The organism is Mesorhizobium sp. M0239 (genome assembly GCF_040321815.1).
In the GTDB taxonomy this organism is placed as follows: Bacteria; Pseudomonadota; Alphaproteobacteria; order Rhizobiales; family Rhizobiaceae; genus Mesorhizobium.
In genome coordinates this window covers 104,361-130,969 of the sequence record NZ_JAMYSG010000020.1, presented here as the reverse complement: position 1 = coordinate 130,969, position 26,609 = coordinate 104,361, and the positions used below count along the sequence as shown (strand labels likewise).

27 protein-coding genes are annotated in these 26,609 nt (G+C 62.4%); 19 read left to right on the top strand and 8 right to left on the bottom strand.

The features are described 5' to 3' along the window. Window positions 1–126: 126 nt before the first annotated feature. The gene (locus tag NKI99_RS21715) at window positions 127–783 is read right to left on the bottom strand and encodes an outer membrane protein (protein WP_023812630.1); all 657 of its coding nucleotides are present in this window, start codon (window positions 781–783) and stop codon (window positions 127–129) included. 413 nt (window positions 784–1,196) lie between these two features. Between NKI99_RS21715 and NKI99_RS21710 the strand changes: the two genes are divergently transcribed. The 6 genes from NKI99_RS21710 to NKI99_RS21685 all read left to right on the top strand — a co-directional run bounded on the left by NKI99_RS21710 (window position 1,197) and on the right by NKI99_RS21685 (window position 6,349). Next, window positions 1,197–1,961, top strand: coding sequence for an SDR family oxidoreductase (locus tag NKI99_RS21710; protein ID WP_023812629.1), 765 nt, complete (start codon window positions 1,197–1,199; stop codon window positions 1,959–1,961). Beyond that, window positions 1,958–4,021 carry an excinuclease ABC subunit UvrC gene (gene uvrC, locus NKI99_RS21705; protein ID WP_352611884.1) on the top strand — a complete coding sequence of 688 codons (2,064 nt, stop codon included), beginning with the start codon at window positions 1,958–1,960 and terminating at the stop codon, window positions 4,019–4,021. Before NKI99_RS21710 ends, uvrC begins: the two co-directional genes overlap by 4 nt. A 100-nt stretch (window positions 4,022–4,121) precedes the next feature. Next, window positions 4,122–4,718, top strand: coding sequence for a CDP-diacylglycerol--glycerol-3-phosphate 3-phosphatidyltransferase (gene pgsA, locus NKI99_RS21700; RefSeq protein WP_023673449.1), 597 nt, complete (start codon window positions 4,122–4,124; stop codon window positions 4,716–4,718). Window position 4,719: 1 nt separating this feature from the next. Further along, window positions 4,720–4,977, top strand: a complete 258-nt coding sequence (gene moaD, locus NKI99_RS21695; protein ID WP_352555307.1) for a molybdopterin converting factor subunit 1 — start codon at window positions 4,720–4,722, stop codon at window positions 4,975–4,977. A 1-nt stretch (window position 4,978) separates the two neighbouring features. After that, a complete protein-coding gene (locus tag NKI99_RS21690; protein ID WP_352555308.1) occupies window positions 4,979–5,455 on the top strand; it encodes a molybdenum cofactor biosynthesis protein MoaE in 477 nt (158 codons plus the stop codon). A 129-nt stretch (window positions 5,456–5,584) separates the two neighbouring features. Beyond that, window positions 5,585–6,349, top strand: a complete 765-nt coding sequence (locus NKI99_RS21685; protein ID WP_352611883.1) for a YbaY family lipoprotein — start codon at window positions 5,585–5,587, stop codon at window positions 6,347–6,349. Between the two features lie 66 nt (window positions 6,350–6,415). Here NKI99_RS21685 and ndk read toward each other — a convergent pair whose 3' ends face one another. Continuing rightward, complete coding sequence (gene ndk / locus NKI99_RS21680; RefSeq protein WP_013532476.1) at window positions 6,416–6,838, bottom strand: nucleoside-diphosphate kinase; 423 nt, start codon at window positions 6,836–6,838, stop codon at window positions 6,416–6,418. A 342-nt stretch (window positions 6,839–7,180) separates the two neighbouring features. Between ndk and NKI99_RS21675 the strand changes: the two genes are divergently transcribed. Further along, window positions 7,181–7,438 carry a DUF2934 domain-containing protein gene (locus NKI99_RS21675; RefSeq protein WP_127289194.1) on the top strand — a complete coding sequence of 86 codons (258 nt, stop codon included), beginning with the start codon at window positions 7,181–7,183 and terminating at the stop codon, window positions 7,436–7,438. A gap of 17 nt (window positions 7,439–7,455) precedes the next feature. Here NKI99_RS21675 and NKI99_RS21670 read toward each other — a convergent pair whose 3' ends face one another. Then, on the bottom strand, window positions 7,456–8,148 hold the full coding sequence (locus NKI99_RS21670; protein WP_352611882.1) for a glutathione S-transferase family protein: 693 nt from the start codon (window positions 8,146–8,148) through the stop codon (window positions 7,456–7,458). A gap of 60 nt (window positions 8,149–8,208) precedes the next feature. Here NKI99_RS21670 and NKI99_RS21665 point away from each other — a divergent pair, with 60 nt between their 5' ends. Continuing rightward, entirely contained in the window at window positions 8,209–8,721 is a 513-nt protein-coding gene (locus NKI99_RS21665; protein ID WP_352611881.1) for a DinB family protein, read from the top strand. A gap of 48 nt (window positions 8,722–8,769) precedes the next feature. Here the strand turns inward: NKI99_RS21665 and NKI99_RS21660 are convergent, their stop codons facing one another. Together NKI99_RS21660 and NKI99_RS21655 are read right to left on the bottom strand one after the other, a co-directional pair. After that, window positions 8,770–9,207 carry a GNAT family N-acetyltransferase gene (locus NKI99_RS21660; protein ID WP_352611880.1) on the bottom strand — a complete coding sequence of 146 codons (438 nt, stop codon included), beginning with the start codon at window positions 9,205–9,207 and terminating at the stop codon, window positions 8,770–8,772. Window positions 9,208–9,364: 157 nt separating this feature from the next. Continuing rightward, on the bottom strand, window positions 9,365–10,324 hold the full coding sequence (locus tag NKI99_RS21655; protein ID WP_023812620.1) for a LysR substrate-binding domain-containing protein: 960 nt from the start codon (window positions 10,322–10,324) through the stop codon (window positions 9,365–9,367). Window positions 10,325–10,434: 110 nt separating this feature from the next. Here NKI99_RS21655 and NKI99_RS21650 point away from each other — a divergent pair, with 110 nt between their 5' ends. The 6 genes from NKI99_RS21650 (at window position 10,435) to NKI99_RS21625 (ending at window position 17,391) form a co-directional block, all read left to right on the top strand. Further along, a complete protein-coding gene (locus NKI99_RS21650) occupies window positions 10,435–11,268 on the top strand; it encodes a hypothetical protein (RefSeq protein WP_352611879.1) in 834 nt (277 codons plus the stop codon). A 45-nt stretch (window positions 11,269–11,313) separates the two neighbouring features. Further along, complete coding sequence (locus tag NKI99_RS21645) at window positions 11,314–12,240, top strand: DMT family transporter (protein WP_352611878.1); 927 nt, start codon at window positions 11,314–11,316, stop codon at window positions 12,238–12,240. Beyond that, window positions 12,233–12,436, top strand: coding sequence for a hypothetical protein (locus tag NKI99_RS21640; RefSeq protein ID WP_127289182.1), 204 nt, complete (start codon window positions 12,233–12,235; stop codon window positions 12,434–12,436). Before NKI99_RS21645 ends, NKI99_RS21640 begins: the two co-directional genes overlap by 8 nt. Window positions 12,437–12,598: 162 nt before the next feature. Further along, window positions 12,599–13,048: a Ros/MucR family transcriptional regulator gene (locus tag NKI99_RS21635; protein WP_127289180.1), complete on the top strand. Its 450-nt coding sequence runs from the start codon at window positions 12,599–12,601 to the stop codon at window positions 13,046–13,048. 123 nt (window positions 13,049–13,171) lie between these two features. Beyond that, the gene (locus tag NKI99_RS21630) at window positions 13,172–15,049 is read left to right on the top strand and encodes an ABC-F family ATP-binding cassette domain-containing protein (protein ID WP_352611877.1); all 1,878 of its coding nucleotides are present in this window, start codon (window positions 13,172–13,174) and stop codon (window positions 15,047–15,049) included. Window positions 15,050–15,282: 233 nt separating this feature from the next. After that, window positions 15,283–17,391 (top strand): molybdopterin-containing oxidoreductase family protein, encoded by a 2,109-nt coding sequence (locus NKI99_RS21625; RefSeq protein WP_352611876.1) that lies wholly within the window; start codon window positions 15,283–15,285, stop codon window positions 17,389–17,391. Window positions 17,392–17,583: 192 nt separating this feature from the next. Here the strand turns inward: NKI99_RS21625 and NKI99_RS21620 are convergent, their stop codons facing one another. From NKI99_RS21620 to NKI99_RS21610, 3 genes are all read right to left on the bottom strand, one after another. After that, the gene (locus tag NKI99_RS21620; RefSeq protein WP_352611875.1) at window positions 17,584–18,033 is read right to left on the bottom strand and encodes a hypothetical protein; all 450 of its coding nucleotides are present in this window, start codon (window positions 18,031–18,033) and stop codon (window positions 17,584–17,586) included. Window positions 18,034–18,346: 313 nt separating this feature from the next. Beyond that, window positions 18,347–19,489, bottom strand: a complete 1,143-nt coding sequence (locus NKI99_RS21615; RefSeq protein WP_352611874.1) for a flavin-containing monooxygenase — start codon at window positions 19,487–19,489, stop codon at window positions 18,347–18,349. Between the two features lie 76 nt (window positions 19,490–19,565). Continuing rightward, window positions 19,566–20,075, bottom strand: coding sequence for an Lrp/AsnC family transcriptional regulator (locus NKI99_RS21610; protein ID WP_196815338.1), 510 nt, complete (start codon window positions 20,073–20,075; stop codon window positions 19,566–19,568). A gap of 75 nt (window positions 20,076–20,150) precedes the next feature. Here NKI99_RS21610 and NKI99_RS21605 point away from each other — a divergent pair, with 75 nt between their 5' ends. From NKI99_RS21605 to NKI99_RS21585, 5 genes are all read left to right on the top strand, one after another. Further along, window positions 20,151–21,359, top strand: coding sequence for a diaminopropionate ammonia-lyase (locus tag NKI99_RS21605; RefSeq protein WP_023812607.1), 1,209 nt, complete (start codon window positions 20,151–20,153; stop codon window positions 21,357–21,359). Further along, window positions 21,356–22,579 (top strand): Zn-dependent hydrolase, encoded by a 1,224-nt coding sequence (locus tag NKI99_RS21600; protein ID WP_352611873.1) that lies wholly within the window; start codon window positions 21,356–21,358, stop codon window positions 22,577–22,579. The genes NKI99_RS21605 and NKI99_RS21600 overlap by 4 nt, the downstream gene beginning before the upstream one ends. 11 nt (window positions 22,580–22,590) lie before the next feature. Continuing rightward, complete coding sequence (locus NKI99_RS21595; protein ID WP_352611872.1) at window positions 22,591–23,763, top strand: M20 aminoacylase family protein; 1,173 nt, start codon at window positions 22,591–22,593, stop codon at window positions 23,761–23,763. A gap of 484 nt (window positions 23,764–24,247) precedes the next feature. Next, window positions 24,248–24,421: a hypothetical protein gene (locus NKI99_RS21590; protein WP_127269821.1), complete on the top strand. Its 174-nt coding sequence runs from the start codon at window positions 24,248–24,250 to the stop codon at window positions 24,419–24,421. A gap of 89 nt (window positions 24,422–24,510) precedes the next feature. Then, window positions 24,511–26,604 carry an ATP-dependent helicase gene (locus tag NKI99_RS21585; protein ID WP_352611871.1) on the top strand — a complete coding sequence of 698 codons (2,094 nt, stop codon included), beginning with the start codon at window positions 24,511–24,513 and terminating at the stop codon, window positions 26,602–26,604. The last annotated feature ends 5 nt before the right edge of the window (window positions 26,605–26,609 follow it).

Below are 26,609 nucleotides of genomic sequence, written 5' to 3'. Positions count from 1 at the left end.
CACGAACAGGATGGAAACGAATCTCCATCCTGTTCGATAGGTCTTACCAGATCCTCATCCAGCCCAACTTAAGTGAACTGCATTAGGGCGCGAGGCCCGGCTTTTTCGTGTCGTGGCTTGAACGACTTAGAACTTCATACCGACGCCGAAGGTGACGCGGTTGTCGGTGGCCTTGACCTTGCCGATGCCGTCGAAGCTCTTGCTGCCGAAGTCGGTGTAGCGGTACTCGACGCGGCCGAAGACATTGTCGGTCAACTTGATGTCGGTGCCAACACCGGCGGTCCAGCCGAGCATCGTTGCGCGATCGCTGGCCCCAAGGACGGTGTCTTCCACCTTCAGGCTTCTGCCGGCGAGACCGCCGGTGCCATAGAGCAGGATTTCTGGGCTGACCGCGTAGCCGAGACGGGCACGCAGCGAACCTTCAAAGCCGGCCTTGGAGTCGATGCCGTTGTCGTCGCCCTTGACGCCGTTGTAGCCGAGTTCGGCTTCAGCGCCGTAGACGAAGTTCTCCTGCTGCCACTGATAGCCGCCGAAGACACTGCCGACGAAACCCTTGGTATCGGTTTCAACGTCGAAATCCTTTTCCTTGGTCCGGCCGCTGAAGCCATAGCCGACGTTGAGACCGGCGTAGGGGCCGGCCCACGAAGCGACCGGAAGTTCAGCGATCGGCGCAGGTGCCGGCGGCTCTTCCGAAACCACGTCAGCAGCATAGGCGGTTCCGCTGAGGGCGAAGAGGCCGAGCGCAACGGCCAGCGGCCGTGCGAATTTGAGATTGGCTTGCATTGTTCTTTACTCCTTAAGCCACAGGACACAGGCTTGTTTCTCACGATCGCCATCTACCCGTCCGGGGGGTGAAACGGATCTGGCGTTCGTCGGTTCCAAATGTCGTGTCAAAATGCGGCTGAAGCGAACCTGAACTTGGGTCATTCCCCGGCACGAATGAGGCAGAACCTTGACGTTGCATCTTCGCAACAGCGAAATGGCAGGAACCATCCCGTGCTGCGCTGCACACCGCTTGGTGCAAGGACTCCAGCACCCTATATTGCGGTCGGGCGCGCCCGAGTCCAGGGCGGGCCGGGATGTCCAAACGGCCGTTTCGCCACAATGCTGCCCAAGGTGCGAACACCATTTAACGCATGCCGGGCCATATTTCGCCGGCACCGCTTTTTCGGCCCGAAATTGAGGATTGACACCATATGAGCAAAGCCACTGTCACGGCGCTGGTGACGGGCGGGGCCAGGCGGATCGGCAGGGCGATCGTCGAGGATCTCGCCGCCCACGGTTTTGCCGTCGCCATTCATTGCAACCGCTCGCGCACCCAGGCCGATGTGTTGGCTGCCGAAATCATCGCCGGAGGTGGCCGTGCCGCCGTGGTCGCCGCCGACCTGACCGATATGGACGCCGTTGGCGATCTCGTCGGCCAGGCGCAAGCAGCGCTCGGACCGATTCCGCTGCTGGTCAACAATGCGTCGCTGTTCGAGGACGATTCGGTTCTGGATTTCGAGTGGCGGGCCTGGGACCGGCACTTTGCCGTCCATGTGAAAGCGCCCGCGCTCCTGGCGCAGAATTTCGCCCGGGCGTTGCCGGCAGGGCAGGAGGGCCTGATCGTCAACATGATCGATCAGCGCGTCTGGCGGCCGACGCCGCGCTACTTCTCCTATGCGCTGTCCAAGTCGACGCTGTGGACGGCCACGCAGATGATGGCGCAAGCGCTCGGCCCCAGCATCCGCGTCAATGCCATCGGCCCGGGGCCGACCCTGAAGAACGCGCGTCAGGATGACAGCGATTTTGCAGCCCAAGTCGATGGCTTGGTCCTGAAGCGCGGCCCGGATTTGCCGGAATTCGGCGCCACGATCCGCTATCTCTGGGAAGCGCGCTCGGTCACCGGCCAGATGATCGCGCTTGATGGCGGCCAGCATCTTGCGTGGCAGACGCCCGATGTGACAGGCATGACGGAATGAGTCCCGTAGACCACAAAAGCAAGCCGCGCGGCGGCGCCGACGATCTGCCCCCCGATATCGACGTCGAGGACGAGGCAGTCGAGGAGATCGTTGAAACCGTCGGTCCCGATGTCGCCTTCACCGCCATCGACTGGACGCCGCATGCCGGCGACGCGGAAGGCATGATCGGCGCCGAGGTGATCCAGACGCTGGTCAAGCGGCTGCCCAACGCGCCCGGCGTCTACCGCATGATGAACGCTGCCGGCGATGTGCTCTATGTCGGCAAGGCGCGCAGCCTGAAGAAGCGCGTCACCAACTACGCGCAAGGCCGCTTCCACACCACCCGCATCGGCCGCATGGTGCGCGAAACGTCGACGATGGAGTTCGTCGTCACCCGCACCGAGATCGAAGCGCTGCTGCTCGAAGCCAACCTTATCAAGCGCTTGCGGCCGCGCTTCAACGTCCTGATGCGCGACGACAAGTCGTTTCCCTATATCCTCTTGACCGGCGACCATGTCTCGCCCGGCATCTACAAGCATCGCGGCGCGCGCTCGCGCAAAGGCGATTATTTCGGGCCCTTCGCCTCGGCCGGTGCCGTTGGCCGCACCATCAACTCCCTGCAGCGCGCCTTCCTGCTCAGGAGTTGCACCAACTCGTTCTACGAGAACCGCACGCGGCCATGCCTGCTTTATCAGATCAAGCGCTGCGCCGGCCCCTGCACCGGAGAGGTTTCGCACCAGGACTATGCCGAACTGGTCAATGAGGCGAAGGACTTCTTGTCCGGCCGCAGCCAAAAGGTGAAGACGGAAATCTCGGCCGCCATGCAGCAGGCGTCGGAAGCTCTCGATTTCGAGCGCGCCGCGATCTATCGCGATCGACTTGCGGCCCTGTCGCATGTGCAGAGCCACCAGGGCATCAATCCGGCTACCGTCGACGAAGCCGATGTCTTCGCCATCCATCAGGAAGGCGGCCAGGTCTGCATCCAGGTGTTTTTCTTCCGCACCGGCCAGAACTGGGGCAACCGCGCCTATTTCCCCAAGGCCGATCCGGCGTTGGAAGCAGCCGAGGTGTTGGGTTCGTTCCTGGCGCAGTTCTATGACGACAAGCCGACGCCGCGGAACATTCTTCTGTCGCATGGCGTCGAAGATCAGGAACTGTTGGCCGAGGCGCTCTCCACCCGCGCCGGCCGCAAGGTCGCGATCTCCGTGCCGCAGCGTGGCGAGAAGAAGGACCTGACCGACAACGCCCTGCAGAATGCCCGCGAGGCGCTCGGACGCCGGTTGGCTGAAACCTCCACCCAAGGACGCCTGCTTGCCGGTTTCGCCGAGACATTCGGCCTGGCCAAGCCGCCGGTGCGCATCGAGGTCTACGACAATTCGCACATCATGGGCACCAATGCCGTTGGCGCCATGGTCGTCGCCGGGCCGGAAGGTTTTGTGAAGAACCAGTACCGGAAATTCAACATCCGCTCGACCGAGATCACGCCTGGTGACGATTTCGGCATGATGCGCGAGGTGATGGAGCGACGGTTTTCGCGGTTGCTCAAGGAGCATGGCGATGTCCCGGCTGGGGATGCGGTTGATGGTTCGGCAGACGATATGGAGGACGATATCTCCGGCAGCTTCCCGGCCTGGCCCGATGTCATCCTGATCGACGGTGGCCAGGGCCAGATGACCGCGGTGCGCAAGATCCTTTCGGATCTCGGCATCGAGGACCGGGTGGTGGCCATCGGTATCGCCAAGGGCCAGGACCGCGACGCCGGCCGTGAGCGTTTCTTCGTCAAAGGCAGGGACTCGTTTTCGCTGCCGGTTCGCGATCCCGTGCTCTATTTCGTCCAGCGGCTGCGCGATGAGGTCCATCGTTTCGCGATCGGTTCGCATCGGGCGCGCCGCAAGAAGGAGATGGTCAAGAGCCCGCTCGACGAGATCAGCGGTATCGGTCCAGGCCGCAAACGCGCCTTGTTGTTGGCCTTCGGCACCGCCAAGGCGGTCAGCCGCGCCGCCATCGAGGATTTGAGGAAAGTCGACGGTATTTCCGAGCAGGTGGCGAAACTGGTCTACAATCATTTCCATGAGAGCTGACAGCAAGGATGCTATTTTCGTCTGGTCAATCGATTCTCGCCTGTTGACCCCCTACATTCGCTTCTGATTTGAGTAGGCAGGCAGAAAGAGTTTTCCAGATATGGCCAAGCGCGCGTTCAACCTGCCCAACATGCTCACCTACGCCCGCATCGTCGCGGTGCCGCTGGTGGTGCTGTGCTTTTTTCTCGAAGGACATCTGAAGTCGAGCGACTTCGCCCGTTGGTCGGCGCTGATCATCTTCCTGCTCGCCTCGATCACCGATTATCTGGACGGCTACCTGGCGCGCGCCTGGCAGCAGACCTCCAACATCGGCAAGATGCTCGACCCGATCGCCGACAAGCTGCTAGTCGCCACCTGCCTGCTGCTGCTGGCCGCCGATACCGATCGCCATGCGGGCATTGCCGGCTGGTCGCTGTGGGCGGCGATCATCATCCTGTGCCGCGAAATCCTCGTCTCGGGCCTGCGCGAATATCTGGCGGCGCTCAAGGTCTCGGTGCCGGTGACGCAGCTGGCAAAATGGAAGACCGCGATCCAGATGGTCGCCATCGCCTTCCTGCTGGCCGGGCCGGCCGGCGACAAGATCTTCCCGCTGACCACCCAGACCGGACTGGTGCTGCTGTGGATCGCGGCGCTGGTGACGCTCTATACGGGCTACGACTATTTCCGCGCCGGCCTCAAGCACATCATGGACGAGTGAGATGACGACCCGGCTCATCTATTTTGCCTGGGTGCGCGAACGCATCGGCATGGCTGAGGAGGATGTCGACCTGCCTGCCGGCATCGAGACGGTGACCGATCTCCTGCGCTGGCTGAAATCGCGCGGCGAGGGCTACGAGCACGCTCTGCAATATCCCGACGTGATCCGCGTCGCCATCAACCAGGAACATGTCGAGCACCGCGAGAAGATCGCGGGCGCCCGCGAAATCGCGCTGTTCCCGCCGATGACCGGGGGCTGACATGAGCGGCGCGGTCTTGCCTGTGGTGCGCATTCAGCGCCAGGATTTTGACGTCGCCGCCGAGATCGCCAGACTGACGCAAAGCCGCGCCGATATCGGCGCCGTGGTGACCTTCTCAGGCCTTTGCCGCGACGAGCAGGGCGCGCTCTCAGCGCTCGAGCTCGAACACTATCCCGGCATGGCCGAAGCGGAAATCGCCCGCATCGCTGCTGAAGCGGTTGAGCGTTGGCCGCTGCAGGGCCTTACCGCCATCCACCGTCACGGCAAGATCGCGCCCGGCGAGAACATCGTGCTGGTCGTGGCAGCCTCGGCGCATCGCCATGCGGCGTTCGAGGCGGCGAACTTTCTCATGGACTATCTCAAATCGCGCGCGCCCTTCTGGAAGAAGGAGCATCGCGCGGACGGTTCCGAGGGCGGCTGGGTCGAGGCCAAGGAGGCCGACGACGAGGCGGCCGGTCGCTGGGAATCGTCAGACTAAAATACCGCCGCAGCCATGTATTGACCGCAATCATTTGGCCAATTGAGCGCGGCTGGTCAGCTTGGGCACTGGCAGCCCGGGAGCATTGGCGGCTCGGGGCCTTGGCCAGCCTGGGCAAGGGAGATGGTCATGCTGGACAGGATCGCGGAGTTCTTCATCTTCGGTTTCGTGCCGCTGGTCGTCGGCATATTGGCCGTTCCGGACCAGTCTGTTGCCGCCGAACAGGCCGTGAGAGGCGAGGTGATCTATCGCGAGCGCATTGCCTTGCCGCCCAGTGCCGTGCTCTCCGTACAACTTGCCGATGTGTCGCTGGCCGATGCGCCTGCCACCATCATCGGCGAGCAGAAAGTGCAGCCGGCCGGCCAGGTGCCGATCAGCTTCGAGATCAAATTCGACCCTTCCGTCATCCGGTCGCGGATGACTTACGCATTGCAAGCCCGCATCACCGTCGATGACAAGCTCCTGTTCATCTCCGATATGCGCCATCAGGTCGATCCGCTGGCCGACGTGCCGCAGACCATCATGCTGAAGATGGTCACCCCGAGCGCCGAGCCCATGGTTTCGGTCTTCGATCAGCTCTGGCTGGTCGACTATGTCGACGGCATCGGCGCCATTGCTGCCCCGCAAGCGACATTCAGGGTCAGCGAGGCCGGCAAGGCGGGCGGCAGCGGCCCCTGCAACACCTATTTCGCCACTGCCAAACTCGATGGCCAAACGATCGTGATCAGAGACATCGGTTCTACCTACAAGGCCTGTGCGCCCGAGGTGATGGCCGAGGAAAAGGCGCTGTTCGATGCGCTGGCCAAGGCGGCGTCATACCGTGTCGAGGCTGGCAAGCTCACCATATCGGACAAGGACGGCCGCGAGATCCTGCGCTTTAGCGCCGCGAGCTGACCCCCCAACGAAGAAGGCCGGCGAAACGCCGGCCTTTTCACGTAGTCCAAGGTCTGGACTATCGGCTCAGCCGACGATCTCGGTGTCCGAGAACCAGTACTTGATCTCTTCTGCCGCGGTCTCCGGTGCGTCGGAGCCGTGCACGGAGTTTTCGCCGATCGACAGCGCATGAACCTTGCGGATGGTGCCTTCGGCGGCGTTGGCCGGATTCGTGGCGCCCATCACTTCGCGGTTCCTGGCAATGGCGTTCTCGCCTTCCAGCACCTGGACGACCGTCGGTGCCGACGACATGAATTCCACCAATTCGCCGAAGAAAGGGCGGTCCTTGTGGACGGCATAGAAGCCTTCCGCTTCGCGGCGGCTCATCCAGACCCGGCGCGAGGCGATGACGCGCAGGCCTGCCTCTTCCAGCATCCTGGTGATGGCGCCGGTGAGATTGCGCCGGGTTGCGTCCGGCTTGATCATGGAAAATGTGCGTTCGAGCGCCATGGGTCGTCCTTGTCTGAGAATGGAATTGAGAGTGGCGGGCTCTATACAAGCCGCCCGGCCCATTGCCAAGGGGTGAGGAACGGTCCGCGCAGCGGACGGAAAGCCAACTGCTTGGCTTTCCGAGTGACGAACGGTGAAAGCCCGGTCCGCCTTCGGGCGGATTGAAAGGTCCAGTGGACCTTTCAAAGGGGAACGCCCGAAGGGCAGGGAGCGAGAGCGAAGGGCCGGACGGCTGCGCGTTTCTGCGGCAAGCCGGCCCCGTTCAGACGGCTGCACAGCAACGCTTTGCTTGCTATAGTCGCGTGTCGGCGCCGCGCTGAGGTCGGGCCGTATGGAGACACCATGACCATGACAGACGATCGTCAGGAACGCATTCGCAACCGTGCGCACCAGATCTGGCTGCAGGAGGGCCAGCCGGCTGGCCATCATGAGCGCCATTGGCATCAGGCGGCCACCGATGTCGACCAGGAGGACGCCGCGGGCAAGTCGGCAGCCAAAAAGCCAACCAGGAAGGCAGCTGGCGCAGGCAAGGCAAAGGCCGCCCCCAAGGAGGCAAAGGCTGCCACGAAGGCCGGCAAGCCAAAGAAGGCGGCCAAGTAAGTTACTGCTTTACGGCGTCAAGCCGCGGCGGCGACCTTTCGTCCCAGCCCGCCATGCAGGTCGAGGCAGCGAACGAACCACTGCGCCACCACGTCGCCATCGTCGAGCAGTTGGTAGGGAGAGGCTATGCGCGCCCATTGCAAGGCGCCGAAGACGATATAGTCGCTAAACAGCGGCGACGCGCCGCCGATGAATGGCTGATAGCCGAGCATTGAACGCAGCGGCTCCAGCGCGGCGCGGAATGTCGCCAGCCCGGCGTCGCGCGCGGTGACGACGTCCTCCAGCGTCTTGCCAAAGCGTTGCTCGCGGCTCCGGCGGAAATAAGCGGCGTTCTCCTCGTCCTGCATGGTGTGGAGGTCGATGATCGCGGCGGTGGTCACGTAGGGATGGATGGTCAGTTGCGACCAGCGCTCGATGAAACGAGCCATCGCCTTGCCGCCTTCACCGCCAAACAGCGTCGGCCGGTCCGGATAGGCTTCATCGAGATAGAGGGCGATGGCGAAGGAATCCGCGAGGACCGTCTCGCCGTCGCGGATCACCGGGACGGTTTTCGAAACGCCGCCCTCGACGGCGGGCACATCGAGAAAGCGCGTCGGCACGGTCGAGATGTCGAGCCCCTTGTGGGCAAGCGCCATCGCCACCTTCCAGCAATGCGGGCTGAACGGACGTGTGCTGTCGCGTCCGACGAGGTCATAGAGCAGAATGGTCATTGGCGGCAGGTCCTTCAAGCGTTAGGTAGGCCCCGCATCGACGCGAGCCGAGGGGAAGCCATGAGACAGCATTTCATGATGTTTGCGGCCTATAATCAATGGGCCAATGGCCGCATCTATGAGGCCGCCGCCGAGCTCGAGGATGAGGAATTCAACCGCGATGTCGGTGCCTTCTTCGGCTCGATGATGGGCACGCTCAACCACCTTTTGACTGCCGACCGCATCTGGATGAAGCGCTTCACCGGCGAGGGCGACGCGCCGACGACACTGGATGCCATCCTGCATCGGGGGTTGACCGGCCTGCGGGCGGCGCGTGAAGCCGAGGACAGGAGGATCATCGACTGGATCGGCCGCCTCAATGACAAGGCGTTGACGGGCCGCTTCACCTACATGACCGTCTCGGATATGCGCACCGTCTCGCAAAGGCTGGCGCCGGCGCTGGACCACGTCTTCAACCACCAGACCCATCATCGCGGCCAGGCGCATACGATCCTGACCATCCTGGGACGGCCAAGCCTGGGGTTGGACCTGATGCTTTTCCAGCGGACCGAGGAGGGCAGGGCTTTCGCCTGATCCGGTGGCGTTTTGCGTAGTCGGTCCGGGGTTGAAGAGCTTGCGCCACTATCGCTGCATTTTGTGCTGCAGCATCGTCTTTACCTCGGGCCACTCGGAATCGATGATGCTGAACCGGACGGAATTGCGCTTCCGACCGTCCGGCATGATCCGCTCGTTGCGAACGATCCCTTCCTGCTTGGCGCCAATTCGCAGGATGGCTGCCCTTGACGCGTCGTTCAGTTCGTCTGTGGTGAATTGCACACGGACACATCCCATGAACTCGAATGCATGGGCCAGGAGAAGATACTTCGCCTCGGTATTGACCCCGGACCGCTGAACCGAACTGCTGAGCCAGCTATGCCCGATCTCCAGCTTTCTATTCGTGCGATCGATCTTCCAAAACCGCGTACTTCCGCAGATCACTCCCGTGCTGCGCATGACGATTGCATAAGGCATGACAGTGCCGGCCCGTCGTCCAGCCAGGGCATTGGCAATTATATCCATCGATCGTGTCTGGCCCGGGGACCACGGTGGCCCTCAGGTTCCACAACGCACCATCCGCTGCGGCGCTCAGAAGCCCCCCGACGAATGTGCCTGCTGAAGTGGCGTGAGCTCAACAATCTTTCCGACCAGGGCGGGCTGTACGGATTGCACGTCCATTTCAGGCAGCCGTCGAAGCTTCGCCCCTGATTTCGCTGTCCAGCTGGCACTGCGTCAGAGCCGCTTCCGCCATCACCCACTGCTTGAACAACTGGACCTTGCGTGCGGCAAGGCCTTTCTGCGGAGAGACAAAATACCAGCCAGCCGTGTTGGGATGGTGGACGGCGAAGGGAGCCACCAGCCTTTCGGCGCGGATGTCGCTGGCCATATAGGCACGGTTGGCCACCGCAAATCCCATCCCGGAATTGGCTGCCTCGTAGGACATCATGCACGAGTCGAAATAGATGCTCTTGGTCTCGCTGAGCACGAAGCTGGCGCCGGCGAAACCAAGCCAGGATTGCCAATTCTGGGTGCAGGTGTCGGAATGCAGCAGGGTGAAGTGCTTGAGGTCGTCCGGTGTCACCTTCGACAGCCGCTTATCGCCGAGGACTTCGTGGAACAGCTTGCGGCTGCACACCGGTGTCAGGTCTTCGCGAAACAGCAGATCGGATTGCAGCCCGTGAAAGTGACCGTCGCCATAACGGATTTCGAGATCGAATTCCGAGGCCGTGAACTCATGCGTCGCGTAGGAGGTCGAGACCCGCATCACGATATCGGGATATTGCTGCTGGAACAGCGGCAGGCGCGGAAACAGCCAGCGTGCCGCAAAGGTCGGCAGCACCGATATTTTTAGCACATGCTCCTGCGATTGCCCGGTCGCTTCCATGCTGGCGGCGACGATTCGCTCCAGCGCCTCGCGAACGCGCGAGACATAGGTCTCACCCTCCGGCGTCAACGAGACCGCATTGCCGCCGCGCTGGAAAATCTTGAAACGAAGCTGATCCTCCAGGCTTTTCACCCGCTGGCTGACCGCTGAAGCGGTAATGAACTGTTCTTCGCCGGCACGCGTGAAATTACCGTGCCTTGCAGCACTTTCCACGATTTTAAGCGAATTGAGGTTGACCTGACTGAGCAGACGCACGGTTTCGACCTTAAGCTTGGCTTACACTAGCACCAGCATTCCTAATTTTACAGGGGTGGGTGAATTAATCGACTGTTTACCAAGTGTTGCCCCCATCCTGGAGAAGTACAATGAACGCCCATACCATTCCCGAACTGCGTTATGCGATGAGCCGCGAAGCCATTATAGGCCATGAAACCGCCTGGAAAGTGTCGAGTTTCGGTGTCGCGCAATATCTGCACGGCTATGACCCGGCACTGCTTGCCGCGATCGAGGAGGCTGCCCTGAAGCTCAAGGCCAGCCATGCCGTGCACAAGCACCTCGATCTGACCTTCATCACCGGGGCCGACCGTTTCATCCCCGAGATCAAGGAATTGCTGCATGACAAGCTGCGCCTGGAGCGGCTGTCCGACATGATGGGCACCAAGCTGGAGCCCTATCCGCTGTCGATCGTCGGCTCGACGGTCACCTTCATGAATCCCAAGGACGGCGCCGTGGAGTGGCATTGCGATGGCGTTCCGGTCACCGAGCTCATTCCATTGTCGATCAGCAATCCGCTGGTCGGCGGCCACCTCGAAATCTACTGCGACGACTCCGAAACCGGCCGCGCCATTCTCGAAGCCGGCCGCGAGATCCCGCGCAACAGTGTCATGCGCATCGATCACAAGATGAACTACGCGACGCTCGGGCAATTCCTGGGCGTCCTGCATCGCACCGCTCCGATCCGGTTCGGCGAGCGCGTCACGCTGGTGCTCAACCAGCGCTCGGTGTCCAAGCCCTATGTCGACGACAACAGAATGTTCTATCTCGCCGCCGACAATGACCGCGACCGTGAGTGGGTCAGCGAACTGGCCGAAGATGTCTGGACCAACCAGTTGCCGGCCTATCGTCGGTTCGAGGCAGAGCATCCCGTGCCCGCGGCCGTCGATGCACCGGTTCCGGGCGGCGCCAGGGAATCATGGTAATGAACCAAGATCCCGAAAAGTCGGAACCGGTTTTCGGACAGGATCATGGTCGAACAGCAAAATAGAATCCCATGCCGATTGTTTCGGCAGGGATCCGGCTCGATATCCGCGTTGGTCTTCGCTGCCGGTGCGGTGGCGTTGTGGTCCACCAATGCGCTGGTCGGCAAATCCCTGCTGGCCAGCCACCCGGTGTCGCAGGTCCAGTTCCTGCAATTTGCAGGCGCTGCACTCGTCTTCGCCGCCATCCGATTGATGAGCCGGGAAAGAGTAGCACCGGTCACCCCCGGGGCGGCGCTCATCTCTGTGGCGGTCGGCTTCATCGGTCTGGTCGGCACCATGGTGCTGCAATACATCGCCTTCGCTTCGATGCCGGTCATCGAGGCCAATCTGATGGCCTACACCTGGCCGTTGATGGTCGCGGTGGCAGTCATCGCCTTGGAAAATCCGCGGCATCCGGCCCTGTTGGGTCTCGCCACGGTGGTAGGCTTCATCGGCGTCGCACTGGTGATTTCGGGAGGGCGCAGCCAATCCTGGTTCCAGGGCGATCTGGTCGGCTATCTCGCCGCATTCGGGTCGGCGCTGTGCATGGCCTTCTATTCGATCATGGTGGGGCGGGTCGCCTCCTCGCCGGATCGCCTGTTGCTGCCATCGTCTTTGATTGGCGTCGCTTTGACGTTTCTATGGTGCGCTCGCGACGGTTTCACCTGGCCCGTCGGCGCGGACCTGGCTCTCGGCCTTTATCTCGGCGCCGGTCCGATGGGCTTGGGCTACTATTTCTGGTCGCGCGCCTTGAAGCTTGAAGGCAGCGGCAGGGTCGCGGTGGTCGCCTATCTCACGCCGATCGCCTCGACCCTGCTTTTGACCTTGTCCGGCGAGCGGCTGACGGTGACGGCCATTGTCGGAGCCATCCTCGTCATCGGCAGTTGTGTCGCGGTCGGTGTGGAACGTTCGGAGGCCGAAAACCATGTTTGACGAGAATGAGCGTCTGGCTATTCAGGAAGCGAATTGGCTGATCGATGAATTCGGCGCCGAGGCACCGCTTTACGCCGCGATGAGGGCCGAAAAGGCGATAGAACAAAAGGATTTCGCGCGTTGCGCCCGGTGGAAGCGTATTCTGGAGATATTGGACGAAAGTCCTGCCGCTAAGTCTGCTGGTTCCAAGTATTAGATTTTCTAATTTGCACAGCGTCGATTTTGCATGAATGCTATTTTTGCCGATTCTTGATTCTTTTATGAGGCTTGGCGGTCCGTTGGGGGACGCGGTTAAAGAGATACATCGACATAAGTCTTCGCTGGGGTGGATGATTTTGTCGCAAATAAGGTGAAAGAATTGTCAAATATCGATGATAAGACCGTTATCGAGCTGACGGCCGATATTGTCTCGGCCTATGTAGGCAACAATCCGCTTCCGGCTGCCGGCCTGCCCGAGCTGATTGCCAGCGTCAGCGCCTCGGTTCGCAAGCTCGCCGGTGCGGCTGTCGCGGAAGTCCCAAACCTGGTTCCGGCCGTCAATCCGAAGAAGTCGGTGTTTCCCGACTACATCATCTGCCTTGAGGATGGAAAGAAGTTCAAGTCGCTCAAGCGGCACCTGCGGACTGACTACGGCCTGAGCCCGGACGACTACCGGGCCAAATGGAGCTTGCCGCCGGACTATCCGATGGTAGCGCCAAACTATTCGGCGACGCGATCGGCGCTGGCAAAGTCGACGGGACTTGGCCGCAAGCCGGCAGCAGCGCCGGCCGCTGTCGCCAAGGCAACGAAGCGCAAGGCGACTGCCTGAGAGCAGGCAAGCCACTGTTCGGCTGGTTTGACGACGCCTCGCGGGCGTCGTTTCGAGGCCTTGTGCGGCCAAGTGGCCCGCAAGGCCTTGCGAAGCGTTGATGTCCGGTGCAAAAGCGCGGCCATGCTGATCATCAACGACCTATCGCTCCGCATGGCCGGACGCTTGCTTCTCGACCATGCCTCGCTGACGTTGCCGGCCGGCACCAAGGCCGGGCTTGTCGGCCGCAACGGCACCGGCAAGACGACGCTGTTCAAGGCCATCACCGGCGATTTCCCGTCCGAGACAGGATCGATCAGCCTGCCGAAGAGCACCCGCATCGGCCAGGTGGCGCAGGAAGCACCGGGCACCGAGGATGCGCTGATCGAGATCGTGCTCAAGGCCGATCTCGAACGCACGGCGCTGCTCGAAGAAGAAAAGACGGCGACCGATCCGCACCGCATCGCCGACATCCATATGCGGCTGGCCGATATCGACGCGCACTCAGCCGAATCCCGCGCCGCCACCATTCTTGCTGGCCTCGGCTTCGACGACGCTGCGCAGAGGCGTCCGGCCTCATCCTTCTCCGGCGGCTGGCGCATGCGCGTGGCGCTCGCTGCGGTGCTGTTTGCCGAGCCCGACCTGCTGCTGCTCGACGAGCCGACCAACTATCTCGATCTCGAAGGCACGCTGTGGCTGGAAAACTATGTATCGAAATACCCGCACACGGTGCTCTTGATCTCGCATGATCGCGACCTGCTCAATCGCGCCGTCAACTCGATCGTTCACCTCGACCAGAAAAAGCTGACCTTCTGGCGCGGCGGCTACGATCAGTTCGAGCGTCAATATACAGAGCAGAAGGAATTGCAGGAGAAGGGCCGGGTCAAGCAGGAAGCAGCCCGCAAGCATATGGAATCCTTCGTCGAACGCTTCCGCGCCAAGGCCTCCAAGGCGAGACAGGCACAGTCGCGCATCAAGGCGTTGGAAAAGATGAAGCCGATCGCGGCCCTCGTGAACGATTCGGTGCGGCCGTTCTCCTTCCCTGAGCCGGTGAAGACGGTGGCCTCGCCGATCGTGGCGCTGAACAACGTCAATGTCGGCTACACGGACGGGCAGCCGATCCTCAAGAAGATGACGCTGCGCATCGACGCCGACGACCGCATCGCGCTGCTCGGCGCCAACGGCAACGGCAAGTCGACCTTCGCCAAGTTGCTGTCGGGCCGGCTGAAGCAGGAGAGTGGCACCATGACGGTGGCGCCCGGGTTGAAGGTGGCGATCTTCGCCCAGCATCAGCTCGATGATCTGCGGCCGGACGAAAACGCCTACGAGCATGTCCGCCGGCTGATGCCGGAGGCCCCGGAATCGAAGGTGCGCGGCCGCGTCGCCCAGTTCGGCCTCACCACCGAGAAGATGAACACCGCCGCCAAGGATCTGTCGGGCGGCGAGAAGGCGCGGCTGCTGATGGGGCTGTCGGCCTTCGAGGGCCCAAACCTGTTCATCCTCGACGAACCGACAAACCATCTCGACATCGATAGCCGCGAATCGCTGATCCATGCCCTGAACGAGTTTCCCGGCGCCGTCATCCTGATCTCGCACGACCGCCATCTGCTGGAGGCAACCGCCGACCGCCTGTGGCTGGTCAAGGACGGCGCGGTCAACCCGTATGACGGCGACTTGGAAGACTACAAGACGCTGGTCACCGGCGTCTCCGGCGACCGCCGCGGCAAGCGCGAGGCCGACAAGGCGTCAAAAGCCGACCGCCGCCGCGATGCAGCGGCACGCCGCGCCGCCTTCGAGCCGCTCGCCAAGGAAATCCGCGCCACAGAAGCGCTGATGGACCGCATCCGCAAGCGCATCGACGGCATCGAGGACGAACTGTCCAATCCGGCGGTCTACGAAAAGGACCCCTCGACCGCGACCCGGCTGGCCAAGGAGCGCTCGCAACTGGCGCAGACGCTTGCCGGCCACGAGGAGAAATGGCTGTCCATGTCGGCGGAGTATGAGGAAGGCACGGCGGAGTGAGCGCGTAATCTCCCCCCATGTGGGGAGATGCCCGGCAGGGCAGAGGGGGGGCGCTGTCCCATAGGCCTGTCAGCCTTTTTGCAGCTACCGGCCGCCAACGTCAGTGACGAATGAATGGGTCGCGATCCTTCGCGCCCCCCCTCTGTCCTGCCGGACATCTCCCCCACAGGTGGGGAGATTGGCCAATCATCTGGCCCTACACCTCGCACCCAAAAACCGCTAAACACGCCCCCATGAACCAGCACGCGCACCTCCGCATCGGCCATTCGGCCTGTCCGCATGATTGCCCCTCGACCTGTGCGCTCGAGGTCGAGCTGCTCGATGACAAGCGCATCGGCCGCGTCCACGGCGCCAAGTCCAACAGCTACACGGCTGGCGTCATCTGCGCCAAGGTCGCGCGTTATGCCGACCGCGTCCACCATCCCGACCGTTTGCTGAAGCCGCTTCTTCGTGCCGGCGCCAAGGGCGATGGCCTGTGGAAGGAAGCAAGCTGGGAGGCCGCGCTCGACCTCGTCGCCGAAAAATTCATCGCGGCCGAGGAGAAATACGGCTCGGAGACGGTCTGGCCTTATTATTATGCCGGCACGATGGGGCTGGTGCAACGCGACGGCATCGACCGGCTGCGCCACGCCAAGAAATACTCCGGCTTTTTCGGTTCGATCTGCACCAATCTCGCCTGGACCGGCTGGATGATGGGCGCCGGCGCCTTGCGCGGGCCGGACCCGCGCGAGATGGCGAAATCCGATTGCGTGGTGATCTGGGGCACCAATGCGGTGGTGACGCAGGTCAACGTCATGACCCACGCCATCAAGGCGCGCAAGGAGCGCGGCGCGAACATCGTCGTCATCGACGTCTACGAGAACGCGACGATGAAGCAGGCCGATCTCGGCCTGGTGCTGAAGCCGGGCACCGATGGCGCGCTGGCTTGCGCGGTCATGCATGTCCTGTTCAGGGAAGGCATGGCCGATCGCGCCTATCTCGAAAAATATACTGACGACCCGAAAGGGCTTGAAGCCCATCTCGTGACGCGCACGCCGGAGTGGGCGGCAGGGATCACCGGCTTGACGGTCGCCGAGATCGAGGCCTTCGCCCGCCTCGTCGGCACGACGAAAAAGACCTATTTCCGCCTCGGCTACGGCTTCGCGCGCCAGCGCAATGGCGCCGTCAACATGCATGCAGCGTCCTGCATCGCGGCTGTCACCGGCAGCTGGCAATATGAGGGCGGCGGCGCCTTCCATTCCAATTCCGGCATCTTCAAGCTCAACCAGGATGTGCTGGAAGGCACGAAGATGCGCGATCCTTCGATCCGCCATCTCGACCATTCGCGCATCGGCCCGGTGCTGATGGGAGCCAGCGACGCGCTCTATGGCGGCCCGCCGGTGACGGCGATGCTGATCCAGAACACCAACCCGGTGAATGTTGCACCGGAGCAGCGGCTGGTGACGCAGGGTTTTATGCGCGACGACCTGTTCACTTGCGTGCATGAGCAGTTCATGACCGACACGGCCAAGCTTGCCGATGTCGTGCTGCCGGCGACGATGTTCCTCGAGCACGACGACGTCTACAAGGGCGGCGGCAACCAGCACATCACGCTTGGCCCCAAGCTGATCGAGCCGCCGGAAGGGCCGCGCACCAACCATTTCGTCATCGAGCAATTGGCTGATCGCCTCGGCGTCGCCGATCGCCCGGGCTTCGGCCTGACCGAGCAGCAGCATATCGACATCATCCTGGGCAAGCGCGGGCTGGGCAGCTTCGACAGCTTGAAGGAAGAAAAGTGGGTCGACCTGCAGCCGGATTTCGACACCGCGCATTTCATCAGGGGATTTGGCCATGCGGATGGAAAATTCCGCTTCCGTGCCGACTGGACCGGACAGGCCGCGCCCAACCGGCCGCCCAAAAGCATGGGCCTGTTCGGCCCGGTGGCGCGGCTGCCGGAATTCCCCGACCATGTCGACCTGATCGAGGTCGCCGACGAAACCCACCCGTTCCGGCTGACGACATCGCCAGCGCGCAATTTTCTCAACTCGACCTTTTCGGAAACGCCGGTGTCGAAGGCCAGGGAGGGCCGCCCGGAACTGCTTCTGCATCCCGACGATGCCGCAGCCCTTGGGTTGGCCGACGGCGATCGCGTCGAAGTCGGCAACACGCGCGGCGAAGTCGTGCTGCAGGCGAAGCTGTTCGACGGCATCAAGCGCGGCGTGGTGATCGCCGAAGGCATCTGGCCAAACAGCGCCCATGAGCGCGGCGAGGGCATCAACGTGCTGACCGGCGCCGATGCGCCGGCGCCCTATGGCGGTGCTGCCTTCCATGACAACAAGGTCTGGCTGCGCGCGGCGGGGTGAGGGCGGCATAGCCGGTCAGGGATTTCCTGGTCGTGCATCTGGCGATGCGGCAACAATAGCAAGTATTGGCCGCGCGCCGTGCATAGCTGCGACGTTAATATTGTTGAGATTTCAGCGGGGGCTATGTATCGCGGAAGTTAGGAGGGATTCGAAATAATTTCGCTTTAGGATGGATGCACGTGAAGTTCATTTTCAAGAAATATTAGAATATTTTTTATTTGGTTGTTGAATGAAATCGAAATTATTAGGTGGAAAACCGCAAAAAATATGAGGTAGAAAAAACATATCGGCCCCATTTTCATTGGTTACTAAGAAATATACCCATCCAAAAAATGCTAAAATTAAAATAGGGTATGATATCAATGTCCCACTATTAGTAAATGAGCCACGTATAAAGTTACCATTTTTGCCTTCAATAAACTGTGCCTTAAATGTTGTTATGTTTCTGTATACTCCAGCTTCAATCCAGAATTTCTTGTTAACTTTGTCTAAAAGCACACTGCTTACCAGGTTGCCGTGTTTTTCATTCGAATCAGAAATTTTAAAGAATAGATCTCTTTCTAATGTCTCATATTTAAAATTCCCAACCATTCTAGGGAGGACTAAAATTCTTAGGAAATTGCTATATCTGGGAGATTTCATGAAGCGCCGCTTGCTCTCTTTTACCAAATAAGAGGTTTCGCATAAAATCCCAATTTAAAGCCACGATTTTGTACCAGAGCTTTGCAACACCCTTTAGCGGGCTTTGCGTCATCTCACCACCATCACCCAATATTCTGGCTCTTCCGGCCGTGGCTGGCGTTTTTCCCATTCGACCGTAAATCCGGCTCCAGCTAGGGCCGCCCCCGCCCCAAACCAGGATCTCTAAAACACGATGGCGCTTGTCGCCGCCAAGCTGACGAAGGAGATTGCCAGCATGATGCTGACGACTGCGCTGGGATAGGCAGACCGCAGATCAAACCGGCAGGATTTCAGCCGCCTTGTTTCGGTCTCGTCGGAGGCTGATGTCGTCGGCGATCTGCTCTGCCTCGATCGAGATTTCGCGCAGCAATCCGGTGACCGGATTGTGAAACCCAATCAGATAAAGACCGAGGTCCGAAGCCCTCGCATTGACGCCGCTACCGCCTGGCTGGACGCCGGGCTCCAGCAATCTGGCATAGCCCGGCCGGAAACCGGTGGCGAAGATGATCGCATCGAACGCGCCATGCTGGCCATCGACAAAACGGGTGCCTTGTTCGGTGATCTCGGCAATATCGGGTGTGACCTTGATCGCGCCTTCGCGGATCTTGCCGACCGTACCGATATCGATCGTCGGGATGCGCGACGAGAGCGCGATCTGCTGCAGCATTCCTTGCCGCGGCCGCTTCAGCCCATATTTCCCCAGCCTGCCCAACGCCAGATCGAGAATGATGGGGAACAAGGCATCGTTGATGCGTTGCGGCATCAGGCGAGCCGCCATGCCGATCATCTGGATGGGCACGCCGAGCAGCTCGCGCGGCACGATATGGACGCCGCCGCGCACCGAAATCGTCGGTCGCGCACCGCCTTCCACCAGATCGAGCGCAATCTCGGCGCCGGTGTTGCCCATGCCGACGATCAGAACCGACTGGCCGGCAAAAGGCATGGCGTTGAGATAGTCGGCGCTATGCAGCCTTTTGCCCCTGAAGGCATCGGCGCCGGCAAATCCGGGCATCAGCGGCTCCGCGTTGTTGCCCGACGCGATCACCACGTTTGAAGCGTGCAGGGGGCCGGTTGTCGTGTCCACGAGCCAGCTTCTGCCTCGCCGGCTGATCGCCCGCACCGTTTCTCCAAATCTGGGCCGCAGATCGAAGCGTTGCGCGTAGGCATCGAGATATGAAGCGAACAGATCGCGCGGCACATAGCGCGGATACTCCCTGGGAAAGGGCACGAAGGGCAGCGACGAATAGCGTTTGGTCGTGTGCAAATGGACGCGCTCATAGTGGCGTCGCCACGCGGGTGCGGCCTGCTCCTCTTTTTCGAGCAGGACGAAATCCTGCCCTGCCTGCCGCAGGCACGCGGCAATGGCCAGGCCCGCCGGCCCGGCACCGATAATCGCAACTGGTGTGGTGTCGTCCAAGCGCGCCTCCCCCGACAAATTCGCTTCCGGAGAATGGCAAAAGCATGGCAGCCGGAGCCTGCCATGCCTGCAACGCTCAGCCGGGCAAGGGCACCGTCAACCCGACCTTGACCCTGTCCATCGCAACAAACGTGCGGAACTTGCGGACATTGTTGCTGTCGAAGAACAGTTTTCGCGTCAGCGCTTCATAAGCGCCCATGTCGGCCACGGTGATGACCAGGATGAAATCGGCCTCGCCGGTGACATAGTAGCATTGCTGGATTTCAGGGGTCGCCGAGAATTGCCGCTTAGCCGCGTCGATCAGTTCGGCGCGTTCGCTCTCGAGTTCCACCTCGACGAAGATGGTGATCGGCTGGCCGACCGCCGCCGGCTCGATCACCGCGACATTGCCGGCGATGACGCCGGTCTGTTCCATGCGCTTGATGCGGCGCTGCACCGCCGGCGCCGACAGGTTCACAGCTTCGCCGATCAGCCGCTGCGGCGTCGTGTTGTCGCGCTGCAGGATGGCAAGGATGGCGAGATCGAAACTGTCGAGCGAGGGCGGGATTGCAGGCAATGAGATATTCCTGACGAAACAAATTTGCATTCGGGAGGCCATATTACAGCGCTCCTTGCGCCGATCCTGCAATATATTCTCGCTGAATGCCAAGGAGGCCTGCCAGTGTTCCTGCTCAACCGCAATGCTTTGCATCGCCTGCCACTCGATCCAACCGATGCCGAAACTCTTGGCGTGGCCGGCGCCGACACGGTCGAGCGTTTTCTCAGCCATCGCGACAATCACCTGATGACGCCGCTGCATGCGCTGCCGGCGCTCGCCGCCGAATTCGGACTTGGCGCCGTCCACATCAAGGATGAGGGCTTTCGCCTCGGCCTCGGCAGCTTCAAGGCGCTTGGCGGCGCCTATGCCGTCTTCCGGCTGGTGCTGGAGGAGGCAGGCAGCCGGCTTGGTCGCCCTGTCGACGTGGCCGATCTCGATCGCTCTGATGTGCGGGCCGTCGCCGCGGCGATGACATTTGCCTGTGCGACCGACGGCAACCATGGCCGCTCCGTCGCGCAAGGCGCGCAACTCCTCGGTGCGCGGGCGGCGATCTTCGTCCACGCCGGCGTCAGCGAGGAGCGCATCGCCGCGATCGCCCGTTATGGCGCCGAGATGATCCGCGTTGACGGCAACTATGATGATTCGGTCAGGCAAGCTGCCCAGGTTTCGGCCGAGAAGGGCTGGACCGTTGTGTCCGACACCTCGTGGCCCGGTTATGAACGGATTCCTGGCCTGGTCATGCAGGGCTATACGGCGATCGTGCGCGAAGCCTTGCGCCAGCTCTCTCGGACGCCAACCCACGTCTTCGTGCAGGCCGGTGTCGGTGGCATTGCCGCCGCGCTGGCCGGCCATCTAGCCATCGTGCTCGGTGACGCCAGGCCGACCTTCATCGTGGTCGAGCCGGCGCGTGCCGGCTGTGTTTTTGCAGCCGCCCAGATTGGGCACCCGGTCAAAGTCGCGCACGGCCAGCCGACGGTGATGGCCATGCTTGAATGCTACGAGGCGTCGCCCGTCGCCTGGCGGGTGTTGGCGCGCGCCGCCGATGCCTTCATGACGGTGGATGAGGCCGACGCCGTCGCGGTGATGCGGCGGCTGGCACGGCCGGCCGCCGGCGATCCGGCGATCGTCGCCGGCGAAAGCGGCGGTGTTGGTCTTGCCGGGCTGATCCGGGCGATGGCCGACAACCCGACCGAGCTTGGACTGGACGGCAAATCGCGGGTGCTGGTGATCAACACCGAAGGTGCCACCGACCCGCATCGCTATGCCGAGCTGGTTGGCATGAGCCCGGCCGATGTGCTGGAAGGCAAGATGAAAGCCGAGGCAACGGCATGACCGCGATCGATGCACAGCGCCTGCTTGGCCGTATCCGCGAACTCGGTGCCGTCGGTCGCGACGGCGAGGGCAGGCTGATCCGGCTGGCCGCCTCCGACACCGACAAGCAGGGCCGCGATCTCTTCGTCGGCTGGCTGCGGCAGGTGGGGCTCGATGTCGCCATCGACCGGGTCGGCAATATTTTCGGCATCTGGCAAAGCCCGGACAACAGGGAGCAGGCGCCGCTGCTCATCGGCTCGCACATCGACACTGTCATCGATGCGGGCATCTATGACGGCTGTTATGGCGTGCTTGCCGGGCTGGAGGTGATCGAGACGCTCAAGGGATCAGGCTTTTCGCCGTCGCGTCCGGTCGCGGTCGCCGCTTTCACCAATGAAGAGGGCGTGCGCTACACTCCCGACATGATGGGCTCGCTGGTCCATGCCGGCGGCATCGATGCCGAAACGGTGCTGGCGGCTGTCGGCACCGACGGCAGCGTGCTGGGCCAGGAGCTCGCCCGCATCGGCTATGCCGGCGACCGGGAACCTGGGTTCCTCAAACCGCATGCTTATCTCGAACTGCATATCGAACAGGGGCCGGTGCTGGAGCGTGAAAGCGTGCCGATCGGCGCGGTGGAGAATCTGCAAGGCATCTCCTGGCAGCGTATCACCATAGACGGCGTCGCCAATCATGCCGGCACCACGCCGATGTCGATGCGCAACGATGCCGGCCATGCCGCCGCCCGGACCATCACCTTCCTGCTCGACCGGACCAAAGCCTCGAACGCGCCGACGGTGGCGACCGTGGGTACGATCCGCTTCGAGCCGAATGCCATCAACGTCATCCCTTCGCGCGCGGTCTTCACCGTCGATCTGCGCGACCCCGACGAACAGCGCCTGCAGGCGGTGGAGGCGGCGCTTGCCGCCTATCTCGAGCAGCTTGCCACCGAGAACCTGACGGTTTCGGTCGAGCAACTGGCCCGCTTCGAGCCGGTGATCTTCGACCTTCGCATCGTCGAGCTGATCGAGGCCGCCGCGAAGAACCGTGGCCTCGGCGTCCGGCGCATGACATCAGGCGCCGGCCACGACGCGCAGATGCTGGCGCGTATCGCGCCTGCGGCGATGATCTTCGTGCCGAGCGCCGGTGGCATCAGCCACAATCCGCGCGAGCACACCGATGACGCCGAGCTTGTTGCCGGTGCCAACATCCTGCTTGATGTGGCCGCGCAACTTGTGAAGTAACAGGGCGAAAAATGTCTGAACTCGATCGCGACGCGCTGAGGCGCGAGATGATTCTCTGGCGGCGCGATCTGCATGCGCATCCCGAATTCGGTTTCGAGGAGAAGCGTACCGCAGCCTTCGTCGCCGCCAAACTGCGTGAGTTCGGCCTCGACGACGTCAGCGAAGGCGTCGGCGGCACCGGCGTCGTCGGCACGTTGAAGCGCGGCAGCGGCAACCGGGCGATTGCGCTCAGGGCCGACATGGATGCGCTGCGCATATCAGAGCGGTCGGACGCATCCTACCGTTCCGGCAATCCCGGCATCATGCATGCATGCGGCCATGACGGCCACACCACCATGCTGCTCGGCGCGGCAAAGCTGCTGGCCCGCGAGGGTGGTTTCGACGGTATCGTGCGCTTCGTCTTCCAGCCGGCCGAGGAATGGGGCAGGGGCGCGCTCGCCATGCTCGATGATGGGCTGATGCAACGCTTTCCCTTCGACGAGATCTTCGGCCTGCACAACATGCCCGGCCTGCCGATCGGGCATTTCGAGACCCGTGCCGGCCCGGTCATGTCGGCCGAGGATATTTTCGAGATCGTGCTTAAAGGGCTCGGCGGTCATGCCGCGCGGCCGCATGCGGGCAACGAAACGCTGGTCGCCGCCTGCGCGCTGGTCACCAATCTGCAGACCATCGTCTCGCGCCGGCTGAGCCCGGCCGACATATCGGTGGTTTCGGTGACCGAGCTGATCACCGACGGCACCCGCAACGCTCTGCCCGGCCTTGCCCGCATCCTCGGCGATGCGCGCAGCTTCCGCCCCGAAGTCAGCGCCGAGATCGAGCGGCAGATGCGCATCATTACGCAGGGCACCGCCGCCGCCTACAATGTCGCGGCCGAGGTCAATTACAGCAGGGAGTTCGTGCCGCTGCGCAACGATGCCGAACTGGTCGATGCGGCATTTGCCGCGGCAAGGCACGTCTTCGAACCCGGCAAGATCGCCGTCGCCCGCGAGCCGATGACCGCCTCCGAGGATTTCGCCCGCTTCCTCGACCATGTGCCGGGTTGCTTCGTCTTCCTCGGCAATGGCGAGGCTTCCGCGCCGTTGCACAATTCCAGCTACGACTTCAACGATGAGGGGCTGTTGTTCGGCACGAATTTCCATGTCGCCGTGGTCAGGCAAAGGCTGGGTGGCGAGGCGGGAAGATGATCGAGTTTTGATCCCCAGGCCGCGCTCGCCGCTAGCCCAAACACCACCGCTATTGCCAACCAGCTCCGGAGTTTATTGAGATTGCGGGGATGATGGTCAAGACAAGCTTGTGACGGACCGGCGACCGATAGGGCCGTGCGCATCGGTACGTTTTTAACAAAGATAATCCCCCAATGACGCAGGGGAAAGACTCAGCTAGCCTTACCTGTGCGGCGGACCTCATTATCCGCTTGGCCGGCGCTTCGTTCCTCCTCCCAAGCGGCGCCGGCCTTCTTCCCCCAAAGCCTGTCCGGAACGCCACGGCATGCGGCAGGACACGAACCCCGCAAACGCCAAGTTCCGCCTCCGGTGCCCCGAGAATGCATCGGGCAAGCGCTGGCGAAACCCGTAGCCCACCCTCATCTCCGACTGCGCGCGTGGACGATTGGCAAGGGAACCAAATGCGGTTTACCCGGTTGGTTCTGCTCCAAAGGAGTGTTGCACCATGTTCCGTCTGCTCGTCGCCGGCGCCTTCGCCTATGTCACTTATCGTATCGCCAGGAAGATGGTCGAAAACGTGCCCGATACAGTCGACCCGCTGCTGTTGCCGCCGTCGCAATATGATCGCGAGACCTTGCGGCGGCAGTCGGCCGACATGGGTGTCGATCCGCAACGCTAAAGACACGGACGTCACGCTTCGGCCTGTCGAGCACGAGGCCAGCCTCGCATCGACGTTGCGAACAAAGCAGAAACGATGCTTGATGGGCGATGAACCTCGCCACTGCTGATTCGACCTTTCAGGACCCGACCGTCCAGCCTGCCTATCTCGCCCGGCTCAACGATGCCCAGCGCCAGGCAGTCGAGCACGGCGACGGCCAAATAGCCGGTCCGCTGCTGGTCATTGCCGGCGCGGGTTCGGGCAAGACCAACACGCTGGCTCACCGCGTCGCCCATTTGGTCGTCAAGGGGGCCGACCCGCGCCGCATCCTGCTGATGACTTTCTCGCGCCGCGCCGCGTCCGAAATGGCCAGGCGCGTCGAGCGTATCGCCGGCGAAGTGCTCGGCCGCGATGCAGCTGTCATCACCGATGCGCTGACCTGGGCGGGAACCTTTCACGGCATCGGCGCGCGGCTGCTTCGCGACTATGCGCTGGAGATCGGCCTCGACCCTGCCTTCACCATCCATGATCGCGAGGATTCCGCCGACCTGATGAACCTGGTCCGCCACGAACTCGGCTTCTCGAAGACGGAAGCGCGCTTCCCCACCAAGGGAACCTGCCTTGCCATCTATTCGCGCGCCGTCAACGCACAGGCGTCGCTCAACGAGGTATTGGGTTCTGCCTTTCCCTGGTGCGCCGGCTGGGCGGAGCAACTGAAAGAACTGTTCGCCGGTTATGTCGAGGCCAAGCAGGCACAGAACGTGCTCGATTACGACGATTTGCTGCTCTACTGGGCGCAGATGGCGGCGGAGCCCGAGATAGCAGCGCATCTGGGCAGGCGTTTCGACCATGTGCTGGTCGATGAATACCAGGACACCAACCGCTTGCAGGCTTCGATCCTGATGGCACTGAAACCCGACGGCGCGGGGCTGACGGTCGTGGGCGACGATGCACAGTCGATCTATTCGTTCCGTGCCGCCGAGGTGCGCAACATCCTCGACTTCCCCAACCAGTTCGCGCAAGCCGCCGACGTCGTGATGCTGGAGCGCAATTACCGCTCCACCGAAACCATCCTGGCGGCCGCCAATGCGGTGATCGGCGAAGCCTCGGAGCGCTTCACCAAAAACCTGTGGTCGGAGCGCAAGTCGACCGACAGGCCAAAACTGGTGAGCGTGCGCGACGAGGTCGAGCAGGCCAATTTCGTCTGCGATACCATCCTGGCCGAGCGCGAGGCCGGCACGGCACTGAAATCGCAGGCGGTGCTGTTTCGCGCCTCGCACCACAGCGGCCCGCTGGAGATCGAGCTGACGCGGCGCAATATTCCCTTCGTCAAGTTCGGCGGGCTGAAATTCCTCGATGCAGCCCATGTCAAGGACGTGCTGGCGGTGCTGCGCTTCGCCGAGAACCCGCGCGACCGCGTCGCCGGCTTCCGCGTGCTGCAGCTGATGCCAGGCATCGGCCCTTCGGCTGCCGCGCAGATCGTCGAGACCATGACGACGGCGCTGGACGAGGCCATGGGGCTGGCCGGCTGGCGTCCGCCGCAACGCGCGGCGGATGACTGGCCGGGCTTCGTCTCGCTCTATTCCGGCCTGCGCGCCGGCGCCAAATGGCCTGCCGACCTCGAACAGATCAGGCTGTGGTATGAGCCACATCTGGAGCGCATCCACGAAGATGCGACGACGCGGCGCGCCGACCTGTTGCAGCTCGAGCAGATCGGCTCGGGCTATGCCTCGCGCGAGCGCTTCCTCACCGAACTGACGCTCGACCCGCCGGACGCCACCAGTGACCAGGCCGGGCCGCCGCATCGCGACGAGGACTATCTGATCCTGTCGACCATCCATTCGGCCAAGGGCCAGGAATGGAAGAACGTCTTCGTGCTCAACACGGTCGACGGCTGTATCCCGGCCGATCTCGGCGTCGGCACCAAGGAGGACATCGAGGAGGAGCGCCGGCTGCTCTACGTGGCGATGACGCGGGCCAAGGACAATCTCAACCTGGTCATGCCGCAACGCTTCTTTCCGCACGGCCAGGCGGCGCGCGGCGACCGCCATCTCTATGCCTCGCGCACCCGCTTCATCCCGGCTTCGATCCTTGCCGCGTTCCAGCAGGTATCGTGGCCGACCGCGCAAGCGGCACAGGGCAGGGCGGCCCGGCCGGAGGTGCGCGTCGACATCGGCGCGCGCATGCGCGGCATGTGGAAATAAATAGC